9 protein-coding genes and 2 pseudogenes are annotated in these 12,742 nt (G+C 46.1%); 7 read left to right on the forward strand and 4 right to left on the reverse strand.

Translation table 11 applies throughout. From position 1 onward, the window contains the following. The first annotated feature begins 321 nt into the window (after window positions 1-321). On the forward strand, window positions 322-1,953 hold the full coding sequence (locus AACV20_RS13085; protein WP_170907433.1) for a methyl-accepting chemotaxis protein: 1,632 nt from the start codon (window positions 322-324) through the stop codon (window positions 1,951-1,953). A 68-nt stretch (window positions 1,954-2,021) separates the two neighbouring features. Here the strand turns inward: AACV20_RS13085 and AACV20_RS13090 are convergent, their stop codons facing one another. From AACV20_RS13090 to AACV20_RS13105, 4 genes are all read right to left on the reverse strand, one after another. Next, window positions 2,022-3,014, reverse strand: a complete 993-nt coding sequence (locus AACV20_RS13090) for a cytochrome d ubiquinol oxidase subunit II (RefSeq protein ID WP_017042970.1) — start codon at window positions 3,012-3,014, stop codon at window positions 2,022-2,024. Next, the gene (locus AACV20_RS13095; protein ID WP_170907434.1) at window positions 3,011-4,351 is read right to left on the reverse strand and encodes a cytochrome ubiquinol oxidase subunit I; all 1,341 of its coding nucleotides are present in this window, start codon (window positions 4,349-4,351) and stop codon (window positions 3,011-3,013) included. The genes AACV20_RS13090 and AACV20_RS13095 overlap by 4 nt, the downstream gene beginning before the upstream one ends. 354 nt (window positions 4,352-4,705) lie before the next feature. After that, window positions 4,706-7,510, reverse strand: coding sequence for a BamA/TamA family outer membrane protein (locus tag AACV20_RS13100; RefSeq protein ID WP_170907435.1), 2,805 nt, complete (start codon window positions 7,508-7,510; stop codon window positions 4,706-4,708). Window positions 7,511-7,646: 136 nt separating this feature from the next. Then, window positions 7,647-7,850, reverse strand: coding sequence for a hypothetical protein (locus AACV20_RS13105; protein WP_249929753.1), 204 nt, complete (start codon window positions 7,848-7,850; stop codon window positions 7,647-7,649). A 61-nt stretch (window positions 7,851-7,911) separates the two neighbouring features. On the opposite strand from AACV20_RS13105, the pseudogene AACV20_RS13110 reads away from it, so the two are divergent. The 6 genes and pseudogenes from AACV20_RS13110 to AACV20_RS13135 all read left to right on the forward strand — a co-directional run. After that, window positions 7,912-8,547: pseudogene (locus AACV20_RS13110) on the forward strand (MBL fold metallo-hydrolase); the annotation flags it as partial. Then, entirely contained in the window at window positions 8,537-8,851 is a 315-nt protein-coding gene (locus tag AACV20_RS13115) for a hypothetical protein (protein WP_170895341.1), read from the forward strand. The pseudogene AACV20_RS13110 and the gene AACV20_RS13115, both read left to right, overlap by 11 nt. Further along, a pseudogene (locus AACV20_RS13120) lies at window positions 8,839-9,700 on the forward strand (DUF692 domain-containing protein). Before AACV20_RS13115 ends, AACV20_RS13120 begins: the two are co-directional and overlap by 13 nt. Beyond that, on the forward strand, window positions 9,693-10,439 hold the full coding sequence (locus tag AACV20_RS13125; protein ID WP_170907436.1) for an HvfC family peptide modification chaperone: 747 nt from the start codon (window positions 9,693-9,695) through the stop codon (window positions 10,437-10,439). Before AACV20_RS13120 ends, AACV20_RS13125 begins: the two are co-directional and overlap by 8 nt. Then, window positions 10,436-11,041, forward strand: coding sequence for an HvfX family Cu-binding RiPP maturation protein (locus tag AACV20_RS13130; protein ID WP_170907437.1), 606 nt, complete (start codon window positions 10,436-10,438; stop codon window positions 11,039-11,041). The genes AACV20_RS13125 and AACV20_RS13130 overlap by 4 nt, the downstream gene beginning before the upstream one ends. 113 nt (window positions 11,042-11,154) lie before the next feature. Continuing rightward, on the forward strand, window positions 11,155-12,735 hold the full coding sequence (locus AACV20_RS13135) for a cytochrome ubiquinol oxidase subunit I (RefSeq protein ID WP_170907438.1): 1,581 nt from the start codon (window positions 11,155-11,157) through the stop codon (window positions 12,733-12,735). Window positions 12,736-12,742: the final 7 nt, after the last annotated feature.

The raw sequence follows: 12,742 nt of genomic DNA on the forward strand, positions 1-12,742 counted from the left end.
CTTAACAGAGCTTAAAATAACCGTCTTGAGCGTTATTCTAAGCTCTCCACACCCAATATCTCACTCACAAAAATCTCAAAAACACCATAGGAGTCAAGTTTCAATTGTGATACGATGCACAACTTTATGGATATCTCTCTATTTTCATATGGACGTGACCCGATACCCAAGCCACTTAGGATGCTGTCGATGACCAGTAAGTGAGGCCGAAAAAACATCAATAAAATGGTGGAATTGGCGTCAATGAACAGGATCAATACAGCAATGCTGCAAGTGGGACAGGTATAACTCCGTTGTTTTACTCCGAGGTCACTTATTACCATGTCTTTTTTAAAAGATTTAGCCATTCGCAAAAAAATTGCGCTTGCCTTTACTATTATCGCGTTAGTCAACATCGCCTTCGGTTATTACCTATATCGTTCATTGAACGAAATACAAGATGACCTACTCAATCTAACGGATGACACACTCCCATCAATGATGATGGTCAATAACGTCAAATACAATATGGCTTCTGTGCGACGTGCTCAAATCAGTTTGCTTTCCGCAACCGATCAAGCCGAAATTACGGAGGATATTCGTTGGATGCAGGAACACTATCAAGCAATTGATAGTGCACTAGCCACCTATGAGCGTGCGGTTTGGACCGATCACGAGCGTTCGATTTTTATGCCTGTTAAGAATCTGTGGCGCGATTATTTAACCGCATTAGGCTCTTTTAATGATGATATTCTCAGTCAAAACAAAGTAAAAGCTCAAGGCGACATTTCAGCCTCTTTGGTTACATTTGAACGCCTAGAGAGTGCGATTGACGATCTTCTCAATTTAAACCAAACCTTTGTTGCCAAAAATCGCTCTGAACTGATGACGCTTATTCAAGCTATCACCTCATTTTCCACCGGCAGCATCGTTGCGCTGATAGCATTTATGGTGTTCATTACACTATTACTTTCTCGCTTAATCTGCCAGCCACTACAGTTGGTTGTACAGCAAGCGAACGCCATTGCTGGAGGTAATTTAAGCCATCGATTAGCACGTCAGCATATTGGACAAGATGAGCTAGGTGAATTGGCCGATGCGTGTTCAAGTATGCAAGAGAATTTACGCTCAATGGTGGAAGAGATCATCGCCGGAGCGACTCAACTATCTCATGCTGTCGATGAAGTTAGCGCCGTCTCTGAACAGACATCACAGGGCATGCAAGAGCAACAGGTCGAGGTGATGCACATTGCTACGGCCATGACGCAAATGAAATCAACGGTTGCAGAAGTGGCACGAAGCACAGAAGTCGCTTCTGACGCCGCTCGTGAAAGTAACCAACAATCCATCCTTGGATCAAAACAGATGGATTCCGTCGCGAATGCTATCTCTCTTGTGACTCAAGAAATTGATCAAGCAGAACAACGCGTATTAGAGCTTGAGCAGCAAGCGCAGCAAATTAACGTTGTCGTTGACGTGATAAGCAACATCGCCGACCAAACCAATTTGCTTGCACTTAACGCAGCAATTGAAGCGGCGCGTGCTGGTGAACAAGGGCGTGGTTTTGCGGTTGTGGCTGATGAAGTCCGTGCTTTAGCTGGCAAAACTCAGCAATCGACGGGCGACATCGTCAATATTATCCAAAGCCTACAAACATGCGCACTGCGTGCTCGTGAAGCGACGTCACAAAGCAGTGTACTTATGGGACAATGTGTGGAGCAAAGTGGCCAAACTCAAATCGCGATTGACCACATTAGTAATCAAAGCGCGCATATTGCAGATATGACCATCCAAATCGCCAGTGCGTGCGGAGAACAAGATTCGGTTAGCGAAGAGCTCAGCCGCAATATCGAACGCATTAGTGAATCAGCCAAGCAAGTTGCACAAGGTTCTTCCAGCGCCGCTCAAGCGTGCGCAGAGCTGAGTCAGTTGGCTGCAATGCTACAAAATACGGTACGTCGCTTCCAAGTCTAACCCTCATATCGTGGGTTTAAAAATAACGGCCTCTTTTGAGGCCGTTATAGTATCCATTCTCTTGCTATTTATTTATAGCTTAAATCTGTCGCTTTACCTTTAAAGATTCGGTAAACCACAAAGGTGTACAGCAAAATCATCGGCATCACAATCACGACACCAATGCCCACTACCAATAAGCTAGCCGTAGAGGCGGCTGATTCTTGAGCCGTCATTATCCCGGGGACGACATCAGGGAAAAAGCTATAGGCTAATCCAAGAAAGCTTAATGCAAAAATTAGCATCACGCCAAAAAATGGCCATTGAACGCCCATATCATTCACTACAGGCACTCTTTTTAAATAGCGATCAACCATAAAAATCGTGACTAACACCACCAGCGGAACAGGAGCTAATAACAGCATTTCAGGGAAACTAAACCAACGTTCCGCGACCAGTGGGTTAAATAACGGGTTAACAATACTGACTGAAAAAATGCCCAGCGCGGCCAACCACCCGGCGCGGCGTGACCAACGTGCCGCTCGAATTTGTAACGCGCCCTCGGTCTTTAACACCAACCAAGCACCACCGATATAAACATAAGCAGCCGTCACGCACAGCGAACTGAGTAGTGCAAAGCCATAAGCCTGCATCGATTCCTCAAAGCTCATCACATACCGCCCAATCATGTAACCTTGGGTTAATGCGGCAAGTAAAGAACCTGTTTTAAAACACAAGTCCCAGTGGTCTTTATGATCCGCTTTCGCTTTTGCACGAAAATCAAACGCGACACCACGCATAATCAATGCGATCAGCATCAGTGCGGTGGGTAAATACAGCTCAGTCAAAATCAAACTATGTGCACTTGGAAACGCAATCAATAAAATACCAACGCCTAGCACTAGCCATGTTTCATTGGCATCCCAGAAAGGACCAATGGAGGCGATCATTCTATCGCGCTGTTGCTCATTATTTTGGGGTAATAAAATACCGACACCCAAATCATAACCATCAAGTACCGCATACATGAAAACGCTAAAACCAAGCAGTAAAAGATAAATTTCCGGTAGATAAGAGATCATAATGGTGCCTTTTGCTCGTCAATCGGTTGAATCGTTATGCTTGTAGAGAACTGCCTTGCTAAATAAAACAGTGTATGAATATAAGCAACTAGCAATACGGCATAAATGGTTAAATACATGGCTAATGACAGCACAACAGAACCACTTCCAATCGCAGTAACTGCATCAGAAGTACGTAATACACCACTGACAAGCCATGGTTGACGGCCAATTTCAGTAACATACCACCCTGCTAATGTGGCTACCCATCCCGAAAACGTCATCGCGACAACGGTATAAAGGTAGAACTTGGGTAAGGTTTTTTTACGAATTAAACGCCATGCACCAAACCAGCTCACTAGCAGCATCAGCACGCCAATTCCGACCATAATTCGAAAGCCAAAGAACAGTGGCTTAACCGGGGGATGGTCCGGTGCAAATTGATTTAAACCCACAATTTCACCGTCGAGGTCATGCGTCAGTATTAAGCTGGCTAATTTAGGAATGCCGAGTTCAAAGTGATTGCTACGTGTGGCTTCATCCGGCCAAGCGAACAAGAGTAACGGTGCTCCTTGCTCCGTGTCCCACACCCCTTCCATCGCGGCAATTTTAGCGGGTTGGTGTTTTAACGTATTTAAACCGTGTAAATCGCCAACAAAAATTTGTATTGGTATAGCAATGGCCGCGAGAATAATGCCGACTCTAAGGCCCACTTTCGCTGCTTCCAGTTGTGAATTACGCAAAAATTGGTAAGCAGAGATCCCTGCAATAACAAAACTTGCGGTGAGTAAAGAAGCCAGCAACATATGTAAAAGCCGATACGGCATAGAAGGATTGAAAATAACCTCTTTCCAACTGGTGACATGAACAATGCCTTCAATCACTTCATAACCAGCGGGTGTATGCATCCAACTATTTAAAACTAAAATCCAAAAAGCAGAGAGTGATGTGCCTATCGCCACCAGCACGGTTGCTAAAGTATGCACCCATTCAGGTACTCTTCCACGCCCAAAAAGCATCACGCCAAGGAAGGTCGCTTCCATAAAAAAGGCCGTCATCACTTCATAGCCTAACAATGGCCCAGCTACGTTACCGACTCTCTCCATAAATCCTGGCCAGTTAGTCCCAAATTGAAAACTCATCGTAATACCAGAAACAACACCGAGCGCAAAAGTCAGGGCAAAGATCTTGACCCAGAAATAATATAAGTCCAACCACAACTGAGCTTGCGTTCGTACAAAACGCCACTTAAAAAACACCATCACCCATGCAAGCGCAATCGTAATGGTTGGAAATAAAATATGAAAACTGATATTGGCGGCAAACTGGATCCGCGACAACATGAGGGTCTCTAACATCACTCTTTCCTCAATCAAAAAAGACTAGGCAATCAAATAACAACAATTTACTTAATTGTTAATTACGTTGATCGACCTAATTAAGTTCACTGCCTGAGGATTTTCTTACTTAAAGTCACTAAGGCTCCTCGTCGATTGAGGGGAATGAAAATCCAGAACAGCGCAGCCAATGAGTTGTACCAATCATCAGCTGTAAGACCGAGGAAAAAGATGTATCAAATTACGGAAGAATTATGACAAAAAATAACCATGCCCCACAAGAAGCGTTAGGTTTGAGTAAGCAGTAAGCCTTGCTTCGGCTTACAACGCAAAAAGGGTCGCATTTGATGCGACCCTTTCCTCCTCAACAAACGGTTAAAACTGAGCAGTTAGCTTGATATACACTTCATCTTTGCCTAATTTACTGTCTAATCCATGAGCGTAACCAATCCGTACTGGTAACGTGCCGCCATAAAGTACGATGGTATCGATCTGCACTTCAGCACCAATCCCCGTCAGGGCTTGGTAGTTTTGGTTATCGTTCCAGCTTGATCCTGAGTCGACAAATACAGAACCTGAAATATCCCCCAAGCCAATTGGCCACAAATTCCAGTTTCGTTCAGCGCGATACAATAAGCGGCTTAGTTCAACACTTTGTGTCGCGTAGGCTTGCCCTACTTGAGCCGCAGAGCTGTAGCCACGCAACGCTATCTGTTGGCGGCCATAGAGCTGCGCGCTGTCGCCTTCGTAACTGCCCAGCTCAAACGCTTTAGCTTTTGAATCTGCATAACCTGCCGCAAGATGAGTGGTAAGGTTGAAGCTCCCCGGGAGGTCCCAATGTGCTTGCCACTGCGCCTGCCATTTTTGTCCAGAGTAATCACCGCCAACATTGGACTCCCATACCAAATCAGCGTAATGACCCCACGCATAGCCGGGAACATTCAATAAGCCTTCACGGTTATCCCATTGCAGCGCAGCCCCTGCTAGCCACTCATCACTGGCTTGTGTATAGCGCGTACCTTGAGGCGCTTTGATCAATGACTCTTTCTGCCAATAAGTTCCGATACCAAACATTAAGTTATCATCGAGGCCATGCCATAAATAATTACGTTGTAACGTTAAGTCATCTTGGCGGACAATGCGATCGTCTTTATTGGTCAATGGATTTAACTTAAACTCATGCTCTCGGCTGAGCGTCGCTTGCCAACGGTTGTCATATTGATATCCCAATTGGTACGTAGCCAACGCATTTTTTGTATCCCAAGCCGCTTGTATCTCATATTGATGTCGCCCTAACACATCTGAACCACTGGTCGAGAAACCAAGTAACGATTGGTTATCATCCCCTTGCCAGACGGGAACCCAATAACGTGGCGTTAAAGTCGACAACGGTGAGTAGTCAGTAGTGTCACTTTTTTCGGCCTGAGATATCGGCGTCGAAGCAACGGATGTCACCTTGGCAAAGGAAGACAGCGGAACCTCATTGAAAGCCGTCACCGCCGGAATGTGGCGCAAATGGTAACCATCATGCTCATAAGCTTGGTAGATAAGCCCTTGCGATTGATTCCATTGCGGAGAAAAAGCACCTCCAATTTCATTGGTTAACTGCTCCAACTGCAAACTGGCCAAGTCCATTCGGTAGATCTGATAACGCCCCGTGTAATCGGCGCTGAACAGCAGCTCCCCCTCTTGGGTAAAACTCAATTGATGCTCGGTTGATGATGTTTCAGTGACAGCTAACCAGCGCTGCTCTTTGGCGACAAAACGCATGATATTCCAAGCGCTAGACGGCTGCTTCACGGAAGCATAAATGTCGCCTGTCGGAGACAGCGCCATATCACCAATGACCCAACCATATGTGCCTTGCCATAAGCGAGTTTGTTGTCCATCCAGCGTCACCTGCCATAATTCAGGCAACCCTTGTTCATGACGGGTAGCGAAAACACTTTGCCCATCTCGGCTCCAACGTACTTGGGTAAAGCGCTGTTGCTCGGTTAAACGCTGCCACTGCCCATCAACGTAGCGATAAAGATCATTCAACACTCGTCCATCAAGATAACTATTCACTTGTGACGCGACGATACCTTGCTGGGGATGAACATCGAGGCTAGTTAAGCTTTTTGTAGTCAATAAACGCTGCCATTGATTTTGCTTACTATCCCACATCGCTAAATTTGCTCGATCAACCCCATCACGACGCCAAGCCAGTAATTGCTCTGATCCACCATTGGCTAATAGATATTCAAATGGCTGGCTATCGAGAGATTGAGCCTCCGAAGGCTGTTCCTTACTTTGCACAATTTGATCTGAAAACTGCGTGATTAGATCGGCACGGAACTCTTGCCAAAGCGCAAAAAAGTCTTTACCAAAAGCACGTTGAGCGCTTCGGTTTAAGAAAACGCCCGGAATTAGGTAGCCACTGTAATCGCTTAAAAAATGTTGGAGTGCGTCTTCGCCATACGTTTTGGCTAAATAATCAATAAAATACGCGCCGTAGAGGTAATTACTGCCAAGCGGTAAACGTTTGTTCGCTACCACGATTTGGTTGAGATCAGCTAGTTGTCCGCTCGCCACTTCCATGCGCATTTGCATCGCAAAATGGCTATTGTGCAAACGTCCATAACCTTGTTCATTTTGGCTTTCCATGTAAACCGCTAACCCTTCTAACAGCATCGAGGGTGTCATTGCATGCGGGAAAAGCAGTGTGTGGCGGCCAAAAATACGCCGAGCTCCGGTGACCGCACGCTCATTTAATTCCATATGAACAATGTGAGTGTATTCATGGCGGATGAGCATGTGCAACCATTCATCATTGCCTTCCAATCCATTGACATCGCTGGGAGGATTTAAGATCAAGCGAATTTGAGCATAAGGCAGCGGCGTTGCCCAACCGTTGGAATAGTCGTAGTCATCCACCAGCGTTAGGTGCGTTTTTTCAGCTGGCATCTTTGAGAATTGACTGGCAAGGTCTTGATGCACTTTCTCGGCAATATCTAACGAACGCGCCGCGTACTGGGCCAATTCACTGCGAAAGTGCACGATAAAATGTTGCGATTGTTGAGTCTGCCATTGCTGACCAGCTTGATCCCAAGCGACTGACTCAGCCAATACTGTTGGTGTATGCATACCCAAACAAACCATCAAACCCATAATGGGTGAGAGTACAAATTTTGCTGACATCGTTACAACAACCCTTTTCAATAATTTAAGTGCGGCGATTGTACGTTGAATGTGAAAAGGATTGGGTATCGAAATGTATGGCTTTGTCAGGATAAGGCCTGACTATCATTTGCTCCCCCATTTAAGGAGATGGCACTTAACGTTGATAAGCAATCCATTTCATATCGCACTCTATTTGACTGATCGGAACGCTCGATTGACCAAAACAGACATAAGCGGTAATTGGTTGATTTACCTTCATTTTCACGTAGCCAGCTTTTACATCATCCTCTCGAAATCGAACCATATTGGACGTTGCTTCTGAACCATCGACATAAATCGCCGTGAAATCATCATTCATCCAAGCAACCACTTTGTCGTAACTCTATTTGGTCTTAAACACGATCTCGGCGCAGCGAATAGGCGGCTACTTCTTTAAGCGAGAAGACCCACTAGATATTGCAGGCCCGCAAGCGGGATCAGCCTTCCCTAGCCTATCAGGCTATATGGACGCACTCTTTAATAGCAAAGATGGCGCTTACGCTTATTTAAATGGTTTATATGATGGCAGCGATGGTTTGTTCCCAGTCACCATCACTGATGTTCCTTACAAAACCACGACACCAACTAAAGTGTATCAACAAGACGGTTTAACCATTTACGCACCCGGTATTCCTCATGGGGACGTGCCATGTTTGGCTTATCGTATTGAAAGTGATCAGGGCGTTATTGTTATTTCTGCCGATCAAAACGGCAGTAACCCAGCATTTCTCGATTTTGCTCAAGGCGCTGACATTTTAGTCATGCCGATGGCTGTTCATGAGTCAGCCGATGAAGTTTCCGCATTTATGCACGCTAAACCTTCAGTGATTGGCGAAATTGCAGCCAAAATCAATCCTAAACTGCTCGTGCTCAACCACTGGATGGGAGTCGGCCTTAAACATAAATCAGAGTCCACCAAGATCATCAAACAGTTTTATCACGGCGAAGTTATTGCCGCCCGTGATCTCTCAAGCTACCCAATGAGTTCCGTGAAGGAGATAACCCATGAATTGTAAAATTGTTTTGTCTATTGCGATGACTTCGGCCATTGCTCTTCATCCTGCAATGAGCGTTGCAGAAACGTCAACGGAAGCACCAGTGAGTGTGCAACCCACCTCGCAAAATGGTGGCAAATGCGCGGCTGGTAAATGTGGTACTGAAAAACATTTTGAAAAACAGGATTTAAAAAGCGATCCGCAAGGACGTTTAGTACGCGCCAGAGATGGTAAATGCGGCTTAACCGCAGAGGGAATCGCACCTTCCGCTGAAACCATTACTCTAACCAACAGCAAAATCACTGGTGGTGTATGCGGGCAATAGATCGCACTTCAAAAGGCATCGGCTTGCGTAGCGAACACATCGATTTGCTATGCCAGTTGCCTGACCATCCCGACATCGATTTCCTTGAGCTTGCTCCGGAGAACTGGATGAACATGGGCGGACTTAAACGCGAGCAGTTACAGCAGATAGCAAAGCACTATCCTCTGGTTGCACATGGGCTGAGTTTGTCGATTGGCGATTGTCAGCCACTGAACAAAGCGTTTGTGAAAAAGGTAGCGGCATTTTTAGATGAATTTAACATCGACATTTACAGTGAGCATTTGAGCTTTTCACGTGATGCCCAAGGGTACTTGTATGAACTGCTGCCTATCCCGCGCTATAAAGAGAGCATTGCTTACTTGGTTGATCGCATTCACTGCGTTCAAGATATTGTGCAACGTCCTTTGGTGCTGGAAAACATCTCCTACTACCACAGTTACGGCAAGGAGATCCCCGAAGGCGAATTTATTGCTGAGATAGTCGAGCGCAGCGGCTGCCAGCTGCTGATTGATATCAATAATGTGTATGTGAATAGCCGTAACCACAATTACTGCCCGTTTGACATGCTGGCCACTTTACCGAGCGAAGCGATCGGCTATTACCACATCGCAGGTCACTTAAAAGAGCGAAGATTTCTTGCTCGATACCCATGGCAAACCAGTACAACAAGAGGTGATTGACTTGGCTCGTTATGCTTACGCTCAACAAGGTAGCCGTCCTTTGCTGCTTGAACGTGATCATCATGTGCCCCCTCTGGTGGTTTTGACTGAAGAGTTGCGCACTATCCATCATGAGATCATGCAGCCAGCGCCATCATTAGTTATCGATATGGAGCGTAGCCATGCTTAAACCACCAATGAACATGAGTATGTCAATGCACGCACTGACCTGCGTGATCCGCTCTCCTGTCGCACAAGGCGAACCGCCCTGCCGTTATCGAGAGTTCATTCGAGAGAATATCTACTCTGTCATTAAGCACACTTTTCCTCTGTTCTACGCTCAACTTAACGAGGAAACACTCTACATTTTGACGGACGAATGGCTGGTAATACATGGCGCTATGGAGCCTGAGTTCCATCAGATTGCGACTGAATTTGTTCAGTTTATCCAACAGCAAAATAACCATAACGCCAGTGTTAACCTCAGTGCTGAGCAAATCGCACTGCTTGAATATGAATGGATCGTTTTCAACGCTGAAATGGATAGTGCTCATGTGCCGAATCTCAACGTGTGGTCGGATGACGCTGAAGCTCAACCGGAGGCGTTTTGCATACAGCTTAACCCAACGTTAAAACTGGTCGAAGTGCCTTTTCTTGTCCATCCAGAATCGGTCACTTTTTTGATTCAAGAACAGAAAACGGTCTGTTATGGGGTATTTCGTCATGTATCGCATCAGGTGGTATCACAAAAACTCAGAGAAGTGGATATCGCCCTAATTCAGATGATTCAAAACGCCCCAGCGCAGTCACTAACGCAACTAGAACAACAGATAGCTCAACACCTATCCAACTTCCATTTTTTGGCGTGGGTTCAAACGTTTCAGCAACAAGGACTCATCAGCCTATATTTATTAGGAGAAACTCTATGATTCACTCAGCCCTCAATTGGTACGATGGCGTGATCGAAAAATTTAAAAAATTCGATTTTATAGTACTACTTGCGATTCGACTTTTTCTCGTGCCGGTGATTTTTGTCGGTGCTCATTCCAAAGTGGTTGGTTTCGCTGGAACCGTTGCTTGGTTTGGCGCCTCAACCGCCGATGGTGGTTTAAATCTACCTTTTCCAGAACTGCTGGCATTTTTAGCCGCCGCGACAGAAGTTCTCGGCTGTATATGCATCGCACTTGGTCTTTTTACTCGCATTATGGCTATCCCTATGATTCTCATGATGAGTGTGGCGAGCGCAATGGTGCACTGGAAACATGGCTGGGACGCGATTGCCACCAGCAGTATGGAAGCGACGGTGCGCTTAAACGGTTTTATTGAATGGTTGGCGGTCAATTTTCCGGGCCGCTACAACTACATCACAGAACTTGGCGACCCTGTGATGCTCAATAACGGGATGGAATTTGCGGCTACTTACTTTGTGATGCTGATGGTTCTTTTCATTTATGGTGGTGGCCGCTACGTCAGCCTCGACTACTGGCTAAAAAACCATTCACTCGCACGCCTCAAACTGCTTAACACCTAATGATGCCTACTAACTTGAAGTTGCCGCCCGCAGCTTCAAGTGGCAGGTGTTATCAATCACACATTCATCTCTGACTATCTTACCTGCCATTTTGGTGGCGGGAGGGAGACTTTATGCTTACAGATGTGGTGGAACTGTCACGGTTCCAGTTCGCCAGTACGGCGCTTTACCATTTTATTTTTGTTCCGCTGACCATTGGCTTATCGTTTTTACTGGCGATCATGGAATCGCTGTATGTGATGACCGGAAAAACCGTTTACAAAGACATGACTCGTTTTTGGGGCAAGCTGTTTGGCATCAACTTCGCCGTTGGCGTTGCCACCGGTCTCACTATGGAGTTTCAATTTGGCACCAACTGGGCGTACTACTCTCATTATGTGGGTGACATTTTTGGTGCCCCGCTGGCGATCGAAGCTTTGATTGCCTTTTTCCTTGAATCTACCTTAGTTGGGCTATTTTTCTTCGGCTGGGATCGCCTTTCTAAGCGTCAGCATTTAAGCGTGACTTGGTTAACCGCTTTAGGCTCTAACTTTTCTGGATTGTGGATTTTGATGGCCAACGGCTGGATGCAAAACCCCGTCGGTGCCGAGTTTAACTATCAAACCATGCGTATGGAAATGATCAACTTTGCTGAGGTCATTTTTAACCCAGTAACCCAAGTGAAGTTTGTGCATACCGTTGCGGCGGGTTACACCACAGGCGCACTGTTTATCATGGGTATCAGCGCTTACTACCTATTGAAAAAGCGCGACCTTCCCTTTGCGCGTCGCTCATTTGCTGTGGCTTGCGCTTTTGGCATGGCATCCATTACCGCCACTTTATTGCTAGGTGATGAGTCAGGTTACACCTTAGGTGAAGTGCAACAGGTGAAACTGGCCGCCATTGAAGCCGAGTGGGATACCGAACAAGCCCCTGCCTCTTTTACTCTGTTTGGGCTACCTAACCAAGAAACCATGCACACAGACGCGGCGATTAAAGTCCCTTATTTAATGGGTATTATCGCCACGCGTTCATTGGATGAGCCCGTCATCGGCTTAAAAGATTTGATGGCGCGCAGTGAAGAGCGCATTCGCAATGGCATGCTCGCTTACGGGCTATTAGAAGCCTTACGCAATGGTGACGATTCACTGCAAAACATCGCTCAGTTTGAAACGCTAAAAGAGGATTTAGGGTACGGTTTATTACTCAAAAAATACACCGATAAAGTAACTGATGCGACTGAAAGCCAAATCAAACAAGCCGCGCAAGATACCATTCCGCAAGTTGCACCTCTGTTTTGGAGCTTCCGCATCATGGTGGCCTGCGGTATGGCGATGTTCGCTGTCATTGGGCTCTGTTTCATCCAAATTTGTCGGCGAAAAATCGGTACTCAGCCTTGGCTACTCAAAGCAACACTATTGTCGATTCCACTCCCATGGATTGCCAGCGAAGCGGGTTGGTTTGTCGCTGAGTTTGGCCGCCAACCTTGGGCTATCGGTGAAGTACTTCCGGTTAATATGGCCGTATCTAACCTATCAACCAGCGATTTATGGATTTCACTGGGCCTAGTTTACTTACTCTATAGCGCATTTTTGGTGGTGGAAATGTACCTGATGGTGAAGTTTGCTCGGCGCGGCCCAAGTGCCCTACATACCGGACGTTACCATTTTGAAACGCAAGATGGGCACGGATCTCTATCTCACGTACACCATTAAGGGAGAA

This window comes from Vibrio sp. B4-6, assembly GCF_963888245.1.
GTDB classification, from domain to species: Bacteria; Pseudomonadota; Gammaproteobacteria; order Enterobacterales; family Vibrionaceae; genus Vibrio; species Vibrio anguillarum.